We start from the raw sequence: 20,637 nt of genomic DNA on the forward strand, positions 1-20,637 counted from the left end.
GCGTGGTTTATGTGTCGCGGCCTGAAGCCGGCGGGCGGGGTCGGCGAGCGGCGGGCAGCGGCCGGCGGGCGGCGAGCGGCGGGCCGCCGGCCGGCAAGCGGGCGGCCGGCGGGCGGCGAGCGGCGAGCGGCGAGCGGCGGCCACACCACCTCGCGAGATATAAACCATTGCGACGCCGACCGGCGTGTCGTGTGCGTGGTTTATGTGTCGCGGCCTGAAGCGGGCGGGGTCGGCGGGTCGCGGCCTGAAGCGGCCGGGGGGCGGTGTCGCGGCCTGAAGCAAGCGCGCCGAGGCCAGGCCGAAAGCTAGGCGCCCAGCGACTTGCCCGCGCAATGCAGGTCGTTGCAGGCCTCGACCACCCGCTCGCTCATCGAGGCCTCGGCCTTTTTCAGGTAGCTGCGCGGGTCGTACGCCTTCTTGTTGCCCACCTCGCCGTCGACCTTGAGCACCCCGTCATAGTTGGCGAACATGTGGCCGGCGACGGGGCGGGTGAACGCGTACTGGGTGTCGGTGTCGACGTTCATCTTCACCACGCCGTAGCCCAGCGCTTCCTCGATCTCCGATTTCAGCGAGCCCGAGCCGCCGTGGAACACGAAGTCGAAGGGCTTGGCGCCGTCTGGCAGTCCGAGCTTGGCGGCCGCAACCTTCTGGCCCTGGTCGAGGATGTCGGGGCGCAGCTTGACGTTGCCGGGCTTGTAGACGCCGTGCACGTTGCCGAAGGTGGCCGCGAGCAGGTACTTGCCGTGTTCCCCGTGGCCCAGCGCGTCGATCGTCTTCTCGAAGTCCTCCGGCGTGGTGTACAGCTTGTCGTCGATCGCGCCCTCGACGCCGTCCTCCTCGCCGCCGACGACGCCGATCTCCACCTCGAGGATGATCTTGGCGGCGGCCGCGGCCTTGAGCAGCTCCTGGGCGATCGCGAGGTTTTCCTCGATCGGCACGGCGGAGCCGTCCCACATGTGCGACCCGAACAACGGATCACCGCCCGCGCTCACCCTTTCGGCCGAGATCGCCAGCAGCGGCCGCACGTAGGTGTCCAGCTTGTCCTTCGGGCAGTGGTCGGTGTGCAGCGCGACGTTGATCGCGTACCGGGCGGCGATGCTGCGGGTGAACTCGGCCAGCGCCACCGCGCCGGCCACCATGTTCTTGACGCCGAGGCCGGAGGCGAACTCGGCCCCCCCGGTGGAGAACTGGATGATGCCGTCGCTGCCCGCGTCGGCGAACCCCTTGATGGCGGCGTTGACGGTCTCCGACGACGTGCAGTTGATCGCCGGGAAGGCGTACGAGCTCTCCTTGGCGCGCCGGAGCATCTCCGCGTACACCTCGGGCGTGGCGATGGGCATGACACTCCTCCTGACGACTGGGTCCGTCCAGTATCGCAACACCGGTATGTTGAAGCATCGTGAGCACTACGGTGACGGCCCTGCCCGACATCTTCGACCCGATGTACTGGCTGGGCGCCGACGGCGTGTTCGGATCCGCGGTGCTGCCCGGGATTCTCATCATCGTGTTCATCGAGACGGGGCTGCTGTTCCCGCTGCTGCCGGGCGAATCGCTGTTGTTCACGGGTGGCCTGCTGGCCGCGCACCCGAACCCGCCGGCCAGCATCTGGGTGTTGGCGCCCGCCGTCGCGGTGGTGGCGATCCTGGGCGACCAGACCGGGTACTTCATCGGGCGGCGAATCGGGCCGGCGCTCTTCAAGAAGGAAGACTCGCGGTTCTTCAAGCGGCACTACGTGACCGAGTCGCACGCCTTCTTCGAGAAGTACGGGCCGTGGGCCGTCATCCTCGCGCGCTTCGCGCCGTTCGTGCGGACGTTCGTGCCCGTCGTCGCCGGGGTGTCCTACATGCGCTACCCGGTGTTCCTGGGCTTTGACATCGTCGGCGGCACGGTCTGGGGCGGCGGCGTGACGCTGGCGGGCTACTTCCTGGGCAACGTGCCGTTCGTGCACCACAACCTGCAGAAGATCCTGCTGGCCATCCTGCTGCTGTCGTTGATGCCGGCGTTCGTCGCGGCCTGGCGCGGCTACCGGGGACGCCGGCGCGGCGCCAAGGACTCAGGACACCCGGCTCCTGCGGTACGCAACGAAAGCGTCTAGCAGCTCCGGCCGGTCGATCGAGCTCTGCTGCACGGCATCACCCGGCACCGCGCCGAGCAGGATGCGCTTGATCGGAATCTCCAGCCGCTTGCCGGTCAGCGTCCGCGGGATGCCCGGGACGGCGAGGATGTCGTCGGGCACATGCCGCGGCGAGGCGTGCCGGCGGATCTCCGCGACGATCCTCGACCGCAGGTCGTCGTCGAATTCGACGCCGTCGGCCAACTGGACGAACAGCGGCATCCAGTAGCCGCCGTCATCCTGCTCGACACCGACCACCAGGCAGTCGCGGACCTCGGGCATGCGCTCCACGGCGGTGTAGATCTCGGCGCTGCCCATCCGGACACCCATCCGGTTCAGCGTGGCGTCGGAGCGGCCGTGCACGACGACGGAGCCCCGGTCGGTGATGGTGATCCAGTCCCCGTGGCACCACACGCCCGGGTATTTGTCGAAGTACGCGGCGCGGTAGCGGCTGCCGTCGTCGTCGTTCCAGAAGAACACCGGCATGGACGGCATCGGCTTGGTCACCACCAGCTCGCCCTCCTCCCCGATGACCGGGTGGTCGCGGCCGGTCCAGGCCTCGATGGCGACGCCAAGGCAGATGCTCGACAGCTCGCCGGCGGTGATCGGCAGGATCGGGCAGCCGCCGATGAAGGCCGTGCAGACGTCGGTGCCGCCGCTCATCGAGATCACCGGCACCGTCCGGCCCAGCCCCTCCTGCACCCAGCGGAAGCCGGCCGCCGGCAGCGGCGAGCCCGTCGACCCGACCGCCCGCAGCGCGTCCAGGGCATACGACGCCCCCGGCCTGAGCTCCTCCTTGGCGCAGGCCAGCAGGTAGCCGGCCCCGGCGCCCAGCACGTTGACCCCGGCGTCGGCGGCCACCCGCCACAGCCCGTCGGTCGCCGGATACGTCGGGCTGCCGTCGTAGAGGACGATCGTGGCGTCGACCAGCAGGCCCGACAGCAGCAGGTTCCACATCATCCAGCTGGTGGTCGAGTACCACAGGAAGCGGTCGCCGGGGTGCAGGTCCAGCTGCAGGCTGAGGTACTTCAGGTGCTCGATCACGACGCCGCCGTGGCCGTGCACGATGCCCTTGGGCTTGCCGGTGGTGCCGGACGAGAACATCACCCACAGCGGGTGGGCGAACGGGACGGGGGTGGTCTCGAGGGGGGCGTCCGTTCCCACCGCCGTCGCCCACGCAACGGTGTCGTCCGCGGCGTCGAGGCCGAGGCGGGGCACCAGCACGGTGGCCCGCAGCGTGGGCAACGCCTCGCGGATCGTGGCCAGCTCCGCGCGCCGGTCGATGCGCTTGCCCCCGTACAGCGACCCGTCGCTGGCCACCAGCACCGCCGGCTCCAGCTGGCCCAGCCTGGCGATCACGCCGTCGACGGACACGTCCTGGTTGCACACCGCCCAGGTGGCTCCCACGCTGGCGGCGGCCAGCGCCGCGACGGCGGCCTCCCCGACGTTGGGCAGGTACCCGACCACCGAGTCGCCGGGCTGGACGCCGAGGCCGCGCAGGTAGGCGGCGAACGCCGCGGTCTCCCGCTGCAGCCGCGCCCACGGCCATTCGCAGGAGCCGTCCTCGCCGACCACGATCAGCGCCGGCCGCTCGCCGGTCGCGTGCCGGAACACCTCGCCCGCGTAGTTGAGCGTGGCGCCGGGGAACCACTCGGCGCCCGGCATGGTCCGGTCGCCGAGCACCGCGCGCGGCGGGCTGTCGGCCTGGATGTCGAAGAACTTCCAGACGGCGTCCCAGAACCAGTCGACGTCCTCGGCCGACTTGCGTAAAAGCTCGTGGTAGTCGCCGTACTCGCCGCGGCCGGTCTCCTCGAGCCACGCCATGAAGCGGGTGAGGTTGGCGTCGGCCAGCGTCGCCTCGTCGGGAGCCCAGTCGCCGGACGCGGTCATGCCGCCCTGCCTACAGTCACGGCGGTGACGTTACAGGCGGCCTCCATCAGCATCCAGCCCGACAGCTGCACAGACAGGTCGCGTTCGGCGGTCTCGGACGCGTTGACCGCGCCCCCGACGAACTGGGCCTCCTGACCGCCCCCGGTCGGCAGCTCGGCGTCGCGGTCCCAGGAGGCGCCGAACAGCGGCAGCCCGTCCACCGTCTGCCGGTAGTCCCACGCCGATCTCGCCGACGACAGCACGATGTCGCGGGCGGTGTCGCGGGCGACGGCGTCGTCGGCGGAGTCCCCGGGCAGGACGGTGGCGACCAGCGCGAGGTAGCGGGCCGTGATGCCGGCGAACAGCCCGCCGTCGCCGCCGCCGCTGCCCTTCAGCACGCCCGACGGCGCCATGTGTTCCTTCACGGCCGCGACCAGCCGGTGCACCCGCGCGGCGTGCCGGGCCCGGACCTCGGCGCCGGTGCGGGCGGCCAGCTCGGTCTCCAGGCCGAGCACCACTCCCTGGCAGTAGGTGTATTGCGCGCGGACCAGCGAGCCGGCCTTGATGCCGTCGAACACCAGGTGGGTCTCCGGGTCGATCAGCGTCTGGTCGATCCAGTCGCCCATCTGCTCGGCCCGCTTCAGCCGATCCCCGTACCGGGCCAGGAAGATCCCCGCGGGGCCGTTGGCGGGGGCGTTGAAGAACTGGTCCTGCTTGCGCCAGGGGATGCCGCCGCCGTCCTCTGGCACCCAGGCGTTGACGAACTGGTCGGCGAGTTTGGGCAGGGCGCGGTGCCGCTCGACGCCGGCGATCCGGGCGGCGCGTTCCAGCGCCAGCGCCAGCCAGGCCATGTCGTCGTAGTAGTTGTTGGTCCAGCGGAAGTTGTTGCGCAAGCGGTGGGTGCGGACCTGACGGTTGATCCGGGTGCGCCGTTCCGGCTGCGGGTCGCGCTGCTGCGCGTCGACCAGGCAGTCCAGCAGGTGGGCCTGCCACCAGTAGTGCCAGGTGCCGAACCGCCGGTCCCGCCGGGTGGCCGGCCAGACCACCACGCCGAGCTGGGTTCCGGGCAGCCCCCAGAGGCGTCTGAGGTGGCGCCGCGTGACGGCGGCCTCGGAGGTGGCCGCCCGGTTGACCCATAGCTGATCCATATCTGCGATCCTGCCTCAGGACACATCGCCGTTGTCACATCCTCGACGGGGCGGCCGGACACCGGCGGCTCGGGGATGCTGGAGTCATGGGTGACTCGACGGACGTGACCGCCGTGACCGTTAATGGGCGCCGCTACCAGGTGGACGCCGAGGAAGACACGCCGCTGCTCTACGTGCTGCGCAACCACCTGGGGCTGAAGGGGACGAGGTTCGGCTGCGGGATCGGGCTGTGCGGCGCGTGTTTCGTGCTCGCCGACGGCCGTCCCATCTACTCGTGCGACACGCCGCTGTGGTCGGTCGGCGACAGGTCGATCGAGACCGTCGAGGGCCTGGGCGCCGACGGGGAACCGCACCCGGTGGCGCGCGCCCTGGTCGAGCGGCAGGCCGCGCAGTGCGGGTATTGCATGTCGGGGATCGTCGTGGCGGCGGCGGCCCTGCTGGCCGACCATCCCGACCCGACGGACGCCGAGGTCCGCGAGGCGCTGGACCCCAACCTGTGCCGGTGCGGGTCGCACAACCGGGTGGTCGCGGCGGTGCTGGCCGCCGCGGCCGAGATGCGGGGGGCGACCGATGGCCGCGGCTGACGTGTCGCCGTCGCTGGCCAACAATCCCGTCCTGGGCGGCTGGCTGCGGATCGGGTCGGACGGCGTGGTCGAGGTGCGCTCCGGGAAGGTGGAGCTGGGCCAGGGGGTGCTGACGGCGCTGGCGCAGATCGTCGCCGATGAGCTCGACGTCGACCTCTCGCGGGTCAGGATGGTCGCCGCGGCAACGGATCTCAGCCCGGACGAGGGGTTCACCGCCGGCAGCCGGTCGATCCAGCACTCCGGGGCGGCGCTGCGCCAGGTGTGCGCCGAGGCGCGGACGCTCTACCTCGAGGTCGCCGCCGCCAAGCTGGCCGTCGCGGCCGACGAGCTGGATGTGCTCGACGGCCAGATCACCGGGCCGGACGGGGTTTCGACCAGCTACTGGGAGCTGGCGGACGACTCGCTCCTGGACCGCGAGGCCACCGGCGAGGTGGCACCGAAGCCCGAGGCGGACTACGCGGTCGTCGGCACCGACGCGGCGCGCCTCGACCTGCCGGACAAGCTGACCGGCCGGCCGCGCTACGTGCACGACCTGGCGCTCGACGGCCAGCTGTATGGGCGGGTCGTGCGGCCGCCGTCGCGCGGCGCGAGGCTGCGCGGCGTGGACCCCGGCCCGGCCCGCGCCCTGCCGGGCGTCGTCGCCGTCGTGCGCGACGGCGACTTCCTCGGCGTGGTGGCCGAACGCGAGGAGGTCGCGCTGCGCGCCGCCGACCGGCTCCGCGCCGACGCCCGCTGGGACGAGCAGCCTGCGCTGCCCGACGAGGACGACCTGCCCGGCTTCCTGATGTCGGCGCGCGCCGACACCGCGGTGCTCGCGTCCAGGGAGGGCCCCGCGAGCACCCGTGCGGCGCGGTCATACTCGGCGCGCTACCACCGGCCGTTCCTGGCGCACGGCTCGATCGGCCCGTCGTCGGCCGCGGCGCTCGCGCACCCAGACGGGCGGTTGGAGGTCTGGTCGCAGACCCAGGGCGTCTACCAGCTGCGCCACGACCTGGCCGCGGCGTTCGGCCTGGCGCCCGAACTGGTGGTGGTGCGCCACGTCGAGGGCGCCGGCTGCTACGGCCACAACGGCGCCGACGACGCCGCCATGGACGCCGCGGTCCTGGCGCGGACGGTGCCCGGGCGGCCCGTGCACGTGGTGTGCACGTGGTGTGGTCGCGCCCCGACGAGCTGGCGTGGGCGCCGTTCGGCCCGGCGGCCGTCGTCGAGATCGGCGCCGACTGCGGGGCGGACGGCGGCGTGCTGGCCTGGCGCCACGAGATCTGGAGCAACAGCTACATGGGCCGCCCCGGGACCACCGCCACGAACGCGCTACTGGCGGCCAGCCACCGCGCCGGCGGCGAGCCGATCCGCGCCGGCGGCGAGCCCCCGCTGGACTGGGGTGGCGGCACCGCGCGAAACGCCGTGCCCGGCTACGACTTTCCCGCCGTCCGGGTCACCAGCCACCTGCTGACCGAGATGCCGCTGCGGACCTCGGCGCTGCGGTCGCTGGGCGCGTTCGTCAACGTGTTCGCCGCGGAGTCGTTCATGGACGAGCTCGCGGCGGCCGCCGACCGCGACCCCGTGGAGTTCCGGCTGGCGCACCTGTCGGATCCGCGCGGGCGGGCCGTGCTGAGCGCGGCGGCGGCGCGGGCCGGCTGGGCCGACCGGGTGGCGCACGACTCCGTGGGGCGCGGCGTCGGGTACGCGCGGTACAAGAACGCGTCGGCGTACTGCGCGGTGGTCGCCGAGGTCGAGGCGACCGACCGGGTACGGGTGCGGCGGCTGACGATCGCGGTGGATGCCGGCCTGCTGATCAATCCCGACGGCGCGGCCAACCAGATCGAGGGCGGCGCGATCCAGGCCACCAGCTGGACGCTCAAGGAGCGGGTGCGCTTCGACCGCTTCAACGTGACCAGCGACACCTGGGAGACCTACCCCATCCTGCGCTTCTCCGAGGTGCCCGCCGTCGACGTGGAATTCATTGCCGGACACGGTAACCCATCGCTCGGGGTCGGCGAGTGCGCGCAGGGGCCGACGGCCGCGGCGATCGCCAACGCGGTGTACGACGCGCTGGGCATCCGGGTGCGTTCGCTGCCGCTGACGCCCGAGCAGCTCATCGCGGCGATGCCGGATTAGCCAGCGCCCCCAGCAACTCCCGGATCCCCGCCAGCGACTGCGCCGGCAGGAACAAGTCGCAGTGCGGCAGGGCGGCGGCCATCGACCCCGTTCGCGGCTGGTAACCCCGCTGCGCCGCACGGGGATTGAGCCAGACGATGAGCGCGGCACGGCGGCGCAGCCGGGCCATGGCGCGGGCCAGCACCTCGGGCGGATCGGCGTCCCAGCCGTCGGAGGCGATGATCACCACCGCGCCGCGCAACGCGTTGCCGTGCGGCGCGGCCAGGAGCGCGCCGACGCTGCGGCCGATGAACGTGCCACCGTACCGGTCGGTGACCTTCGCGTTGGCCTTGGCCAGCGCCACCTCTGCCGACCGGTGGGCCAGCACGGGAGTGAGCCGGGTCAGCGACGTCGCGAACGCGAACACCTCGGGGCGCGTCCCGGCCCGGCGCAGCGTCAGCGCTCGCATCAGGTGCAGGTAGACGGCGGCGTACGGCTGCATCGACCTGCTCACGTCACAGGCCAGCACCACCCGTCGCGGCCTGCGCCGCGGCCGGGAGCGGGCCAGCGTCACCGTTTCGAATCCCGTTGCGCGCGAGGCGGTCATGGTCGCCCGCAGGTCGATCCGCTTGCCGGCGGGGCTGCGCTCGAACCGCATGCTGCGCCGCCGGGGCCAGCGCGCGACGGTGCCCTCCAGCCACGAGCCGAGCAGGCGGAGGTCCTCGGCGTCGAAGCGGTCGAACGGTTGGTCGGCGAGCGCGGCCAGGCGGCTGGGCAGGACGTCGGGGAGGCGCAGGGGCGGGGCCTCCGCACCGTCCTGCGCGGCGCCGCCGCGAGTCGCCCAGGGCAGGGAGCCGGGTGACTGGCCGCCCGCGCCCCGAATGGCGCCGGCGGCGGGCGTTGCGCGTGCGGGGAGGGGCAGTGGCGGCTCGGGGCCGCGCGCGCCGTCGGGCAGGGCGCTCCCGAACACAGCCGCGAAGACGGCGTCGAAGGCGGCGAGGTCGTCCCTGCGGGTGACCAGCGTCAGCCGGGCGGCCCAGTACAGGTCCGGCGCGGTGTGCGGCGCCAGGAGGCGCAGCGCCTCGACCAGACCGGCCTGGCCGTCGGCGGACACCTGCACCCCGGTGACACGCAGGCGCGCCACCAGCGCGGCGGCGAACGCCGCGAGGTCGACGCCGCGGAACAGCGCTGGCGTGCTCACGGGCCGCTAACGCCGCCGGCGCAGCACCCAGATCAGCACCAGCACGGCGACGACCGCCACCGCCACCGCGCCGTACTTCTTGAGCTGATCGCCGCCGGCGAGCGCGAGCAGGTCGATGGGTTCGGGCTCGGCGCGGGTCTGGATGGCCGCGGGCGCCGGCTCCGGGACGCGCCCGATCTCCGCGGGGCCCTCCGGGGTTGCCGGCGCCGCGACGCTCTGCGCCGCCAACTCCGCCTCCAGCGACTCCACGAACTGGCCCAGCAGCTTCTCCGACACCTGCTGCAGCATGCCGCTGCCGAACTGGGCCAGCTTGCCGACGATCTTCAGGTCGGTGTCGACGGTGACGCTGGTGCGGTCGCCGTCCTCGTGCAACTGGGCGGTGACCGTGGCGGCCGCGTTCCCGGTGCCGCGCGTCTCCTTGCCCTTGCCGTCGATGACGGCGCGGTGCTGGGCGGCGTCTTGCTCGACGAAACGCACCTTGCCGCTGAACTCGCTGGTCACCGGCCCGACCTTGACCTTGACCTTGCCGAAGTAGTCGTCGCCCTCGTGGCCGGTCAGCGCGGCCCCCGGCATCAGCGGGATCACCTGCTCCAGATCGCACAGCACGGCCCACGCCTTGTCGATGGGCGCGCTGACGGTGAACTGGTTGGCGATCTTCATGCTGCGGGTCCTCTCAGGTGCGGCTGTACTCAACAAAGGCGTCGCGAATGAGCGTACGGTCGTCGGGCGTCTTGGCCAGGGCCGCCAGGCTGGTCAGGGCCCGCTCCGGGTCCACCAGATCGGCGACGCCCAGCGCCACCAGGGCGGCGACCCAGTCGATGGTCTCGGCGACGCCGGGCGGCTTGTCCAGGTCGAGATCGCGTGCGCGGCCGACGAACTGGGTGGCGTGCTCGATCAGCGGCGCGGTGGCCCCCGGCACGGTGCGGCGGACGATCGCGGCGGCCCGGGACGGCTGCGGGTAGTCGATCCAGTGGTACAGGCAGCGGCGGCGCAGGGCGTCGTGCAGGTCGCGGCTGCGGTTGGAGGTGAGCACCGCGATCGGCGGCCGCTCGGCGACGAAGGTGCCGAGTTCGGGGACGGTGACCGCGGCCTCGCCGAGGAACTCCAGCAGCAGCGCCTCGAATTCGTCGTCGGCGCGGTCGATCTCGTCGATCAGCAGGACCGGGGGCGCCGGACCGCGGTGCCGCACGCAGCGCAGGATGGGCCGGTCCACCAGGTACGCCTCGGTATAGAGGTCGGCCTCCCGGATGCCGGTCGCCTGCGCCTCGGCGAGCCGGATGGACAACAGCTGGCGCTGGTAGTTCCAGTCGTAGAGCGCCTCGCTCGCCGTCAGCCCCTCGTAACACTGCAGGCGGACCAGCGTGGTGTCCAGGACGGCGGCAAGGACTTTCGCGGCGGTCGTCTTGCCGACCCCGGGCTCGCCCTCCAGCAGCAGCGGTTTGCCCAGGGTGACCGCCAGGTAGATCGCCGACGCGGTCCCCGTGTCGAGCAGGTAGTCGCGCGCGTCGAACCGGGCGATCACGTCGTCGGGCCCGTGGAACGCAACCGGTGTCATGCGCCAGCTTTCGCGGCGAACGCCGCGCGGCACCCGGGACCGCAGAACCAGTGGTCCACGCCGGCCAGCCGCAGGTGCTCGGAGGCCGGCCCGATCGGCACCGTCATGCCGCAGATCGGGTCGACCGCCTCGGCCAACGTTTCGGCGACGGGCGGCGCGACGGGCCGGCCCAGCTCACCGGCGCGGATCCCGGCGACCAGCTCGGCCGCGATCGAGACCGCGATCTCCGCCGGCGTCTTGGCCCCGATGTCCAGGCCGACCGGGGTGTGCACCCGCGCCCGCTCGGCGTCGGAGAGCTCAAGCTCGTTGAGGATCGCGGCGCCGCGCACCCTGCTGGCGACCAGGCCGATGTACCGCACACCGTTGTCCAGTGCGGCGCGGATGATTTCGGCCTCCGGGCCGCCGTGGCTGGCGATCACGACGGCGGTCGCGCCGGCCGCGTCCGGGCCGGTGCGCACGTCGTAGCCCAGCACCCCACAGATCTGCGCCAGGGCGCCCGCGATCGGGGTGGCACCGTGGATCTCGATCAGCGGGGCGGGCAGCTGCGGCGTCAGGAAGATCTCCAGCGAACCGCCCGACAGGCAGGGGTTGACCACCACGCAGGCGCCGGGTGCCTCCGGGAAGTGCACGTCGCCGTCGGGAAGCACCCGCAGCAACACACTTTCGCCCGCCTGCAGCGCGCCCAGCGCCGCCTTGCGGACCGAGTTCTGCGCGCACTGCCCGCCGACGAAGCCCTCGATCGTGCCGTCCGCCAACAGGATCGCCTCGTCGCCCGCGTAGGACGACGTGGGCGGCTGGGCGCGCACCACGGTCGCGTGCACGAACGGCGTGCGCGCGGCCAGCAGTTGCTGAACCCGTTCGCTGATGGCGGTCATCGGATGACTGCGCCCCTCCTCATCGCTCGTTCCTCGCTCGTCGTCGCGGCGTCAGATCGGTGGCCTCGCCCTGCCCTGCATGGCCTCCCACACCCGCGACGGTGTCAGGGGCATGTCGGCGTGGCGAACGCCGAACGGCGCCAACGCATCCACCACCGCGTTCACCACCGCCGGCGGCGAGCCGACGGTGGCCGACTCGCCGATGCCCTTCGCGCCGATCGGGTGATGCGGCGACGGCGTGACGGTGTGCCCCGTCTCCAGGTGCGGCACCTCCATCGCCGTCGGGATCAGGTAGTCCATGAGCGACCCGCCCAGGCAGTTGCCTTCCTCGTCGAACGCGATCCACTCCATCAGCGCCATGCCGATGCCGTCGACGATGCCGCCGTGCACCTGGCCCTCGATAATCATCGGGTTGATCCGGGTGCCGCAGTCGTCGACCGCCAGGAAGCGCCGCACCTTGACTACCGCGGTCCCCGGATCGACGTCCACCACACAGAAATACGCGCCGTACGGATAGGTCAGGTTCTCCGGGTTGTAGCAGACCTCGGCGTCGAGCCCGCCCTCGATGCCCTCGGGCAGGTCACCGGCCCCGTGGGCGCGCATCGCAATGTCGGCGATGGTCACCGACGCCGACGGGTCGCCCGTCACGTGGAACGAGCCCTTCTCCCACTCCAGGTCGGCGACCGATACCTCGAGCATGCCCGAGGCGATGATCTTCGCCTTGTCGCGGACCTTGCGGGCGACCAGCGCCGCCGCCCCACCGGAGACCGGGGTCGAGCGGCTGCCGTAGGTGCCCAGCCCGAAGGGCGTCTGGTCGGTGTCGCCGTGCACCACGTCGATGTCGTCGGGCGGGATGCCGAGCTCCTCGGCGACGATCTGCGCGAACGTCGTCTCGTGGCCCTGCCCCTGCGTCTGAACCGAGAGCCGCACCACGGCTTTCCCGGTCGGATGCACGCGCAGCTCGCACCCGTCGGCCATGCCCAGGCCGAGGATGTCCATGTCCTTGCGCGGGCCGGCGCCGACGGCCTCGGTGAAGAACGACATACCGATGCCCATCAGCTCGCCGTTTTGCCGCTTGCGCTCCTGCTCCTCGCGCAACGCCTCGTATCCGATCATGTCCATGGCCTTGCGCATGGTGGCCTCGTAGTCGCCCGAGTCGTACGTCCAGCCGGTCTTGCTCTGGTACGGGAATTGCTCGGGCCGCAGCAGGTTTCGCAACCTCAGCTCGGCGGGGTCCATCTTCAGGTCGAAGGCCAGGCAGTCCACCAGCCGCTCGACGAAGTACACCGCCTCGGTGATCCGGAACGAACACGCGTAGGCCACCCCGCCCGGCGCCTTGTTGGTGTACACCGCGGTCATGTGGCAGTAGGCGGCCTCGATGTCGTAGCTGCCGGTGAACACGCCGAAGAAGCCGGCCGGGTACTTCGTCGGCGCGGCCTGGCCGTTGAAGGCTCCGTGGTCGGCCAGCACGTTGGACCGGATCGCCAGGATCTTGCCGTCATTGGTCGCGGCGATCTCGCCGACCATGATGTAGTCGCGCGCGAAGCTGGTGGAGGTCAGGTTCTCGCTGCGGTCCTCCATCCATTTGACCGGCTTGCCCAGCAGCAGCGAGCCGACGATCGCGCAGACGTAGCCGGGATAGATGGGCACCTTGTTGCCGAAGCCGCCGCCGACGTCGGGCGAGATCACCCGGATCTTGTGTTCGGGCAGGCCGGCGACCAACGCGTACAGGGTGCGGTGGGCGTGCGGGGCCTGCGAGGTGGTCCACAGCGTGAGCTTGCCGGTCACGGGGTCCAGGTCCGCCACGGCGCCACAGGTTTCCATCGGCGCGGGGTGCACGCGGGGGTAGACCATCTCCTGCCTGACCACGACGTCGGCGCGCGCGAACGCCGCCTCGGTGGCGGCCGCGTCGCCGGTTTCCCAGTCGAAGATGTGGTTGTCCGTCTTGCCGTCGAGGTCGGTGCGGATCACCGGCGCCGCCGGGTCGAGTGCCTTGCGGACGTCCACGACCGGATCCAGCGGGTCGTAGTCGACGTCGATGAGCTCCAGCGCGTCGCGCGCCGAATACCGGTCCTCGGCAACGACGAACGCCACCTCCTGGCCCTGGAAACGCACCTTGTCGGTGGCCAGCACGGCCTGCACGTCGTTGGACAGCGTCGGCATCCACGCCAGGCCCTTCTCGGCCAGGTCCGCGCCCGTGACCACGGCCTTGACCTTCGGGTGGGCCAGCGCGGCGGTCACGTCGATCGAGACGATGCGGGCGTGCGCGTACGGCGACCGCAGGATCGCCAGGTGCAGCATGCCGTGCAGGTTGACGTCGTCGACGTAGGTGCCGCGGCCGCGGATGAAGCGCGGGTCCTCCTTGCGCAGCATCCGGCCGTGACCGCAAGGCTTTTGGTCGTTGTCCGCTCGATCTTCTGGACTTCCGTCCCGCTCAGGCGGCCGGGATTCGATGGTCGTCATGCCTGGGCCTCCGCGCCGGAGTGTTGGGCCGCCCACTGGATGGACCGCACGATGGTGGTGTAGCCGGTGCACCGGCAGATCTGTCCGGAGATCGCCTCCCGGATGGTGTCCTCGTCGGGGTGCGGGTCGCGGTCCAGCAGGGCGCGCGCGGTGATCATCATGCCCGGGGTGCAGAAGCCGCACTGCAGGCCGTGGCAGCGCATGAAGCCCTCCTGCACGGGGTCCAGCTGGCCGTTCACGGCGAGCCCCTCGACCGTCCGCACGCTGTGCCCCGACGCCATCACCGCCAGCATCGTGCAGGACTTGACCGGCACGCCGTCGACGTCGACCACGCACGTGCCGCAGTTGCTGGTGTCGCATCCCCAATGGGTGCCGGTGAGCCGGAGGTGATCCCGCAGGAAGTGCACCAGCAGCGTCCGCGGCTCGACGTCGGCGCTGACCTGCTCGCCGTTGACGGTCATGGTGACCTGCATGGCTAGCTCCTCCCTGCCGTGGCGCGCACCCGTTCGGCGGCCGAACGCAATGTGCGAGTGGTCAATTCGGCGGCCAGGTGGCGCTTGTAGGCGGCCGTTCCGCGGATGTCCTCGGCCGGCTCACAGGCCTCGGCGGCGCGGCGGCCCGCCTCCACGAAGGCCTCGTCGGTGGCGGGCTTGCCGGCCAGCTCAGCCGCTACCTCTGCCAGGGCGCGCCGGTCGGCGTTCACCGCGGTCAGGCCGATCCGGGCGCCGGCGATGGTGTCTCCGTCGAGGGTGATCGACGCGCCGGCCGCCGTGACCGCCCAGTCGCCGACGCGCCGCTCGACCTTGGCGTAGGCGCTGGAAGTCCGGTCACGCACCGGGATTCGCACCTCGATCAGCATCTCGTTGGGGGCGACGGCCGTCTCGTACGGGCCGATCATGAACTCGTCCATCCCCACCTCACGCCCGCCCGACGGCCCGCGGACGAGGCACACGGCGTCCAGTACCTCGCACACCGTCGACAGGTCCTCCGCCGGGTCGGCCTGGCACAGCGAGCCGCCCAGGGTGCCGCGGTTGCGGACCACCGGGTCGGCGATCACCTTCTCGGCGTCGCGGAAGATGGGGCACACCGCGGCCAGGGTGTCGGACTCCAGGATCTCGCGGTGTCGGGTCATCGCGCCGACGCGCACCAGCGTCGGCGCGGTGATGACGTACCCGAGCTCGAGGGCCAGGTCGTTGATGTCGATGAGGTATTCGGGGTTGGCGATGCGCAGCTTCATCATCGGCAGCAGGCTGTGCCCGCCGGCGACGATGCGCGCACCCTCCCCCAGCCGATCCAGCAATCCGATGGCATGGTCGACGCTGGTCGCACGTTCGTATTCGAACGGCCCGGGCACTTGCATGTGACGCACCTCCGTTGGGCGTCTGGGTGATGGGCACCCAGTGTCGGCCCGGCTGACCTGGGCGTCAATAGCGAGTTAAGTGATCCTTTAACTCGCCCTCGAGCCGGGCGTCGTGGTGGATGCGGCCAGCGGTTTCCGACAGCGGCCGGCCCCCGCCGCCCCAGCGCTTGGCGATGATGTCGGCGGCGATCGAGACCGCGGTCTCCTCCGGGGTGCGCGCCCCGAGGTCGAGCCCGATGGGGCTGGACAGCCGGCTCAGCTCCTCGTCGGTCAGTCCCGCCGCCCGCAGCCGGCTCATCCGGTCCTCGTGGGTGCGGCGCGATCCCATCGCCCCCACGTAGCCGACGCGGGGCAGCCGCAGCGCCACTTCGAGGACCGGGACGTCGAACTTCGGGTCGTGGGTCAGCACGCAGATCACGGTGCTGGCGTCGACCGCGTTCGCCTGCGCCTCGGCCGCCAGATACCGGTGGGGCCACTCCGCGACGACGTGGTCGGCCGTCGGGAATCGCGCCGGCGTGGCGAAGACGGCGCGGGCGTCGCACACGGTGACGCGATAGCCGAGGAGCGTTCCCTGCCGCGCCAGCGCCGCGGCGAAATCGATGGCGCCGAACACCAACATCCGCGGCCGGGGGGCGTAGCTGCAGACGAAGACCTCCATGCCCGCGCCCAGGCGCTGCCCGTCGGGCCCGTATTCGAGGACCTCGCTGCGGCCGACCGCCAGCAGCCCGCGCGCGTCGTCGGCGACGGCGGCGTCGGCGCGCGCCGACCCCAGCGAACCCGTCACGCCGCGCGGCCGGACGATCAGCCTGGCACCCACCCGTCGCGCGTCGGGGTGGGCGACGACGGTCGCGACCGCCACCGCGCGATGCTCTTCGACGTCGTCGGCCACACCACCCAGTTCTGGGAACGTCGCCCGGGATACCGCCTCGACGAAGATGTCGATGATGCCGCCGCAGGTGAGCCCGACCGCGAAGGCGTCGCCGTCGCTGACGCCGTAGCGCTCCAGCCGCGGTGCCCCGGTCGCGGCGACCTCGGTGGCGAGCTCGTAGACCGCGCCCTCCACGCAACCGCCCGACACCGACCCGGACACCGAACCGTCCGGGGCCACCACCATCGCGGCGCCCGGCTGCCGGGGCGCGGACCGGAACGTCCGCACCACCGTCGCCAATCCCGCGGTGTCACCGGCACGCCAGACCGGCAGGAGTTCGGCAAGCACGTCACGCACGCATCCCAAAGTAGGCTCATGGCGTGACTCCGGCTCAACTTCGGGCCTACTCGGCGGTGGTGCGGTTGGGCTCCGTGCGGGCGGCCGCCGCCGAACTCGGCATGTCCGACGCCGGCGTGTCCATGCACATCGCCGCGCTGCGCAAGGAACTCGACGACGCGTTGTTCACCAGGACGGGCGCCGGCCTGGCCTTCACGCCGGGGGGGCTGCGGCTGGCCAGCCGGGCCGTGGAGATCCTGGGGTTGCAGCAACAGACCGCGATCGAGGTCACCGAGGCGGCCCACGGGCGGCGGCTGCTGCGGATCGCCGCATCCACCACGTTCGCCGAACACGCCGCCCCCGGGCTGATCGAGCTCTTCTCGTCCCGGGCCGACGACCTGTCGGTGGAGCTGAGCGTGCACCCGACGAGCCGGTTCCGCGACCTGATCAGCGCGCGTGCAGTCGACATCGCGATCGGCCCCGCCAGCGAGAACACGGCCGGCCACGACGGCTCCATCTTCGTGAAACCCTTTCTGAAATACCAGATCATCACGGTCGTCGCGCCGAAAAGCCCTCTGACGTCGGGTGTTCCGACGCCCGCGCTGCTGCGCCAGCAGCAGTGGATGCTCGGCCCGTCGGCGGGAGGCGTCGACGGCGAGATCGCAAACATGTTGCGCGCCTTAGCTATTCCGGAGTCACAGCAGCGCATTTTTCAGAGCGATGCGGCCGCGCTCGAGGAGGTGCAGCGGGTCGGCGGCGCGACGCTGACGATCGGCTTCGCGGTGGCCAAGGATCTCGCGGCCGGGCGGGTGGCGCGGGTGAGCGGCCCGGGGCTGGAGAAGTCGGGCGAATGGTGCGCGGCGACGCTGCCGCCGTCGGCGCGTCAGCCCGCGGTGTCGGAATTGATCAGCTTCATCACCACGCCGAGATGCACGCAGGCGATGATCCGCGGATCGGGTGTGGGCGTGACGCGGTTCCGGCCGAAAGTGCATGTGACGCTGTGGAGTTGAGTGTGTGCCTGGACGGCCGGCCGACTGTTGTCCAGGGTGCGCGTAGGGCGTCCATTGTGCGCTGAGGGCGGAGAAAACGCCGAAGCGCCGCCCTGGATGCACACCCAAAACCCTCAGCACGCACTCGATGGACTGGGCGCACCCTCGACGGGCTGCTCCAACCCGACGCTCATCGACTGTGCACCTGGGGCTTTCATTGTGCGCTGAAGGCGGGGAAAACGCCGCGGCGCCCGCCCCGGATGCACACTCGAAACCCTCAGCACACACTCAACGCCCGACAGCGCACCCTCACCAGGCGCGCGAGAGATCCGCGTGCCGACGAACCCAGGCGTGCATCGCGATCCCGGCGGCCACACCGGCGTTGATGCTGCGCGTCGACCCGAACTGCGCGATCGACACGGTCACGGCCGCGCCCGTGCGGGTGTCACCGGTGATCCCCGGACCCTCCTGACCGAAGACCAGCAGGCAGTCCCGCGGCAGCGCCGTCTCCTCCAGCCGCGCCGCTCCCGGGACGTTGTCGACCGCGACGACCGTCAGCCCGGCCTCCGCCGCGAAGTCCAGCAACTCGGCCGCGCTGTCGTGATGACACAGCCGCTGGTAGCGGTCGGTCACCATGGCGCCGCGGCGATTCCAGCGTCGCCGGCCGACGATGTGCACGGTGTGCACGGCGAAGGCGTTGGCGGTGCGCACCACCGACCCGATGTTCGCGTCGTGCCCGAAGTTCTCGATCGCCACGTGCAGCGGGTGCCGCCTCGTGTCGATGTCGGCGATGATCGCCTCCCGGGTCCAGTACCGGTAGGCGTCGACCACGTTGCGGGAATCGCCCTCCCGCAACAGGACCGGGTCATACCGCGGGTCGTCGGGAACCTCGCCGGCCCAGGGGCCGACGCCCGGCGCCGGTACCGCCCATTCGGTGGGCCCCGGCTCGCTCATCGCTGCGTCCACACCGCGGCGTGCGTGCCGTCCACCGCGACGGTCGCATACAGCAGCGCCTCGTTGATCTCGCCCTGCGTGCACAGCGAGGCGTTGACGTGCACCGAATCCAGCGAGGCGTCGGGCAGGATCAGCACCGACGACCCGTACACCGCGCACGACGGGTTCAGCCCCGGCGGGGGCAGGGTCGGCGACGCGAGCAGCATCATCGGGCCGCCGCGCTTGGCGGAGTCGTCGCGGTAGCGGCCCGCGACCGCGTCGGCCTCCAGGCCCAGCAGCATGTAGCCGTTGCCGGTGAACGCCCCCGGATCGCCGAGCTGCGCCTGGGTCACCGGCTTGCCGTCGGCGCGCCAGGCCGACAGGCTGGCGGTCTTGACCACCAATCCGGTGTCGTTGACGTTGGTCGGCATCAGCCCCACCGGGAACGCCACCGGGTAGGCCGCCGACGTGTTCGGGATCCGGTCGCGCGGTGAGTAACCGTAGACCCCCCGGACCTGGCTTCGATCCTGCAGGGGCCCAAGGCAAACCGTGCCGGTGAGCCGGTCCGGCGGCGCCGACAGCGGCGAGCGGACGTCTCGCACGCTGGCCGCCGCGTCGTCGCAGCTGCCCAGCGCGGTGTGCTCCATCGGATGCGCGAGCGCCCCGTAGAGCCCGAAGCGGATGTCCGCCGGCGCGGCGTGCGCGCCGTGCGGATCGGCCACCGACGCGTCGACGTCGACCAGCACGTAGTCGCCGTCCCAGCGCAGATTCGACACCGACATGTTCCAGCCCAGCAGCGCCAGCGATTCGCCCAGCCGGGCGCCCTGGGCGCCGTACGCGCGGACCGGCTGACGCGAGCCCGAGCACCCCGCCACGAGCGCCAGCAGGCAGGCCGCAATCGCGAGAAGCTGCGTGCGGCGATGCAAACTAGCCCAACCCCAGATCGGCCAGGCCCAGCACGCTGCGATAGGGCAATCCCTCGGCTTCGATCGCCTCGGCGGCCCCGGTGGCCCGGTCCACCACGGTGGCCACGCCGACCACCTCGCCCCCGGCGTCCCGCACGGCGTGCACGGCGGTGAGCGCCGAGTTGCCGGTGGTGCTGGTGTCCTCGACGACCAGCACCCGCTTGCCCACGACGTCGCTGCCCTCGATAAGTCGTTGCAGCCCATGAGTTTTCGCCGACTTCCGCACCACGAACGCGTCGACCGGGCGCCCGGGCGCGTGCATGACGGCCGTGGCCACCGGGTCGGCGCCCAGGGTCAACCCGCCGACCACGGCGTAATCCCAGTCGCTGGTGAGCTCGCGCATCAGCCGGCCGATCAGCGCGGAGGCCCGGTGATGCAGGGTGGCGCGGCGCAGGTCGACGTAGTAGTCCGCCTCCTTGCCCGACGAGAGGGTGACCCGCCCGTGCACCACCGACAGCCGGCGCACCAGGTCCGCCAATTCCGCCCGGTCGTCAGCTTCGGCCACGGCCACCGCCGACCCGTTTGACGACCCCGCGCAGCAGGCCGCGCGGAATGAGGCGCCCGGCGGTGACCAACGCCTTGTATTGCACCCCGGGGATGCTGATGACCTTGCCGGCCGCGACGTCGGCCAGGCTCTGGCTCACCACGTCGTCGACCTCCAGCCACATGAACGACGGCAGCTTGGCCATGTCGATGCCGGCGCGGGCGTGGAACTCGGTGTGCACGTATCCCGGGCAGACGGCGTGCACGCCGACGCCGGTGCCCTCCAGGGCCACGGCCAGGCCCTCGCTGAACGAGATCACCCACGCCTTGGACGCCGAATACGTCGACCCGCGCCCCGCCACCAGCCCGGCGACGCTGGCGATGTTGATGACGGTCCCGGCGCCGGCGTCGAGCATGGCGGGCAGGGCTGCCCGCGTGAGGTGCATGACCGACGTGACGTTGACGTCGAGCTGCTTCTGCAGCAGCGCGGGGTCGGTCGCCCAGAAGTCGCCCTTGGTGCCGAAGCCGGCGTTGTTGACCAGGACCCGCACCCCGTCGGCGAGCCGGTCGGCGACCTTCGCGCGATCGGCGGGGTCGGCGAGATCGGCGGGCAGGATCTCGACGGTGCCGGTCTGGGCCTCCAGTTCACCGGCCAGCTCGGTCAGCCGGTCGACGTCGCGGGCCACCAGCACCAGGTCGTAGCCGTCGCGCGCGTAGCGCCGGGCGTAGCCGGCGCCGATGCCCGACGTGGGCCCGGTGATCAGGGCGACGGGGCGGGGCATGAGCGACATCCTATGA

19 protein-coding genes and 1 pseudogene are annotated in these 20,637 nt (G+C 71.8%); 5 read left to right on the forward strand and 15 right to left on the reverse strand.

All coding sequences use genetic code 11. The features are described from left to right. Positions 1-305: 305 nt before the first annotated feature. A complete protein-coding gene (gene fbaA / locus G6N56_RS20080; protein ID WP_085257859.1) occupies positions 306-1,340 on the reverse strand; it encodes a class II fructose-bisphosphate aldolase in 1,035 nt (344 codons plus the stop codon). 59 nt (positions 1,341-1,399) lie between these two features. Here fbaA and G6N56_RS20085 point away from each other — a divergent pair, with 59 nt between their 5' ends. After that, the gene (locus G6N56_RS20085) at positions 1,400-2,095 is read left to right on the forward strand and encodes a DedA family protein (RefSeq protein ID WP_085257858.1); all 696 of its coding nucleotides are present in this window, start codon (positions 1,400-1,402) and stop codon (positions 2,093-2,095) included. Here G6N56_RS20085 and G6N56_RS20090 read toward each other — a convergent pair. Both G6N56_RS20090 and G6N56_RS20095 read right to left on the reverse strand, forming a co-directional pair. After that, on the reverse strand, positions 2,054-4,003 hold the full coding sequence (locus G6N56_RS20090) for an acetoacetate--CoA ligase (RefSeq protein ID WP_163645149.1): 1,950 nt from the start codon (positions 4,001-4,003) through the stop codon (positions 2,054-2,056). The genes G6N56_RS20085 and G6N56_RS20090 overlap by 42 nt on opposite strands. Continuing rightward, positions 4,000-5,130, reverse strand: a complete 1,131-nt coding sequence (locus G6N56_RS20095) for a glycoside hydrolase family 76 protein (RefSeq protein ID WP_085257856.1) — start codon at positions 5,128-5,130, stop codon at positions 4,000-4,002. Before G6N56_RS20095 ends, G6N56_RS20090 begins: the two co-directional genes overlap by 4 nt. An 86-nt stretch (positions 5,131-5,216) precedes the next feature. On the opposite strand from G6N56_RS20095, the gene G6N56_RS20100 reads away from it, so the two are divergent. Genes G6N56_RS20100 through G6N56_RS28660 form a run of 3 tightly spaced genes read left to right on the forward strand, consistent with a single transcriptional unit; the run spans position 5,217 to position 7,832 of the window. Then, on the forward strand, positions 5,217-5,714 hold the full coding sequence (locus G6N56_RS20100; protein ID WP_085257855.1) for a (2Fe-2S)-binding protein: 498 nt from the start codon (positions 5,217-5,219) through the stop codon (positions 5,712-5,714). Then, entirely contained in the window at positions 5,701-7,167 is a 1,467-nt protein-coding gene (locus G6N56_RS20105) for a molybdopterin cofactor-binding domain-containing protein (RefSeq protein ID WP_197746636.1), read from the forward strand. The genes G6N56_RS20100 and G6N56_RS20105 overlap by 14 nt, the downstream gene beginning before the upstream one ends. Continuing rightward, positions 7,119-7,832 (forward strand): molybdopterin cofactor-binding domain-containing protein, encoded by a 714-nt coding sequence (locus G6N56_RS28660; protein ID WP_197746637.1) that lies wholly within the window; start codon positions 7,119-7,121, stop codon positions 7,830-7,832. The genes G6N56_RS20105 and G6N56_RS28660 overlap by 49 nt, the downstream gene beginning before the upstream one ends. Here the strand turns inward: G6N56_RS28660 and G6N56_RS20110 are convergent. The 8 genes and pseudogenes from G6N56_RS20110 to G6N56_RS20145 all read right to left on the reverse strand — a co-directional run bounded on the left by G6N56_RS20110 (position 7,810) and on the right by G6N56_RS20145 (position 16,490). Then, positions 7,810-9,012 carry a vWA domain-containing protein gene (locus G6N56_RS20110; protein ID WP_085257853.1) on the reverse strand — a complete coding sequence of 401 codons (1,203 nt, stop codon included), beginning with the start codon at positions 9,010-9,012 and terminating at the stop codon, positions 7,810-7,812. The two genes, G6N56_RS28660 and G6N56_RS20110, sit on opposite strands and share 23 nt — an antisense overlap. A 6-nt stretch (positions 9,013-9,018) precedes the next feature. Then, positions 9,019-9,672, reverse strand: a complete 654-nt coding sequence (locus tag G6N56_RS20115) for an SRPBCC family protein (protein WP_085257852.1) — start codon at positions 9,670-9,672, stop codon at positions 9,019-9,021. A gap of 13 nt (positions 9,673-9,685) precedes the next feature. Beyond that, entirely contained in the window at positions 9,686-10,567 is an 882-nt protein-coding gene (locus tag G6N56_RS20120) for an AAA family ATPase (RefSeq protein ID WP_085257902.1), read from the reverse strand. A gap of 176 nt (positions 10,568-10,743) precedes the next feature. After that, positions 10,744-11,442: pseudogene (locus tag G6N56_RS20125) on the reverse strand (XdhC family protein); the annotation flags it as partial. A gap of 51 nt (positions 11,443-11,493) precedes the next feature. Next, on the reverse strand, positions 11,494-13,905 hold the full coding sequence (locus G6N56_RS20130) for an aerobic carbon-monoxide dehydrogenase large subunit (RefSeq protein ID WP_085257850.1): 2,412 nt from the start codon (positions 13,903-13,905) through the stop codon (positions 11,494-11,496). Continuing rightward, positions 13,902-14,378: a (2Fe-2S)-binding protein gene (locus G6N56_RS20135; RefSeq protein ID WP_085257849.1), complete on the reverse strand. Its 477-nt coding sequence runs from the start codon at positions 14,376-14,378 to the stop codon at positions 13,902-13,904. The genes G6N56_RS20130 and G6N56_RS20135 overlap by 4 nt, the downstream gene beginning before the upstream one ends. Before the next feature lie 2 nt (positions 14,379-14,380). Beyond that, complete coding sequence (locus tag G6N56_RS20140) at positions 14,381-15,265, reverse strand: FAD binding domain-containing protein (protein ID WP_085257848.1); 885 nt, start codon at positions 15,263-15,265, stop codon at positions 14,381-14,383. A 64-nt stretch (positions 15,266-15,329) separates the two neighbouring features. After that, positions 15,330-16,490, reverse strand: a complete 1,161-nt coding sequence (locus G6N56_RS20145; RefSeq protein ID WP_085257847.1) for an XdhC family protein — start codon at positions 16,488-16,490, stop codon at positions 15,330-15,332. Between the two features lie 23 nt (positions 16,491-16,513). Between G6N56_RS20145 and G6N56_RS20150 the strand changes: the two genes are divergently transcribed. Continuing rightward, entirely contained in the window at positions 16,514-17,479 is a 966-nt protein-coding gene (locus G6N56_RS20150) for a LysR family transcriptional regulator (RefSeq protein ID WP_085257846.1), read from the forward strand. 288 nt (positions 17,480-17,767) lie between these two features. On the opposite strand, the gene G6N56_RS20155 is transcribed toward G6N56_RS20150, so the two are convergent. From G6N56_RS20155 to G6N56_RS20170, 4 genes are read right to left on the reverse strand one after another with little or no spacing between them, the layout of a single operon-like run. Further along, a complete protein-coding gene (locus G6N56_RS20155; RefSeq protein ID WP_085257901.1) occupies positions 17,768-18,412 on the reverse strand; it encodes a TrmH family RNA methyltransferase in 645 nt (214 codons plus the stop codon). Next, the gene (locus G6N56_RS20160) at positions 18,409-19,317 is read right to left on the reverse strand and encodes a hypothetical protein (RefSeq protein WP_085257845.1); all 909 of its coding nucleotides are present in this window, start codon (positions 19,315-19,317) and stop codon (positions 18,409-18,411) included. The genes G6N56_RS20155 and G6N56_RS20160 overlap by 4 nt, the downstream gene beginning before the upstream one ends. Before the next feature lies 1 nt (position 19,318). Beyond that, positions 19,319-19,861 carry an orotate phosphoribosyltransferase gene (gene pyrE / locus G6N56_RS20165; RefSeq protein WP_085257900.1) on the reverse strand — a complete coding sequence of 181 codons (543 nt, stop codon included), beginning with the start codon at positions 19,859-19,861 and terminating at the stop codon, positions 19,319-19,321. Then, a complete protein-coding gene (locus G6N56_RS20170; RefSeq protein WP_085257844.1) occupies positions 19,848-20,621 on the reverse strand; it encodes an SDR family NAD(P)-dependent oxidoreductase in 774 nt (257 codons plus the stop codon). The genes pyrE and G6N56_RS20170 overlap by 14 nt, the downstream gene beginning before the upstream one ends. Positions 20,622-20,637 lie beyond the last annotated feature (16 nt).

Source organism: Mycobacterium saskatchewanense (assembly GCF_010729105.1).
Lineage (GTDB): Bacteria > Actinomycetota > Actinomycetes > Mycobacteriales > Mycobacteriaceae > Mycobacterium > Mycobacterium saskatchewanense.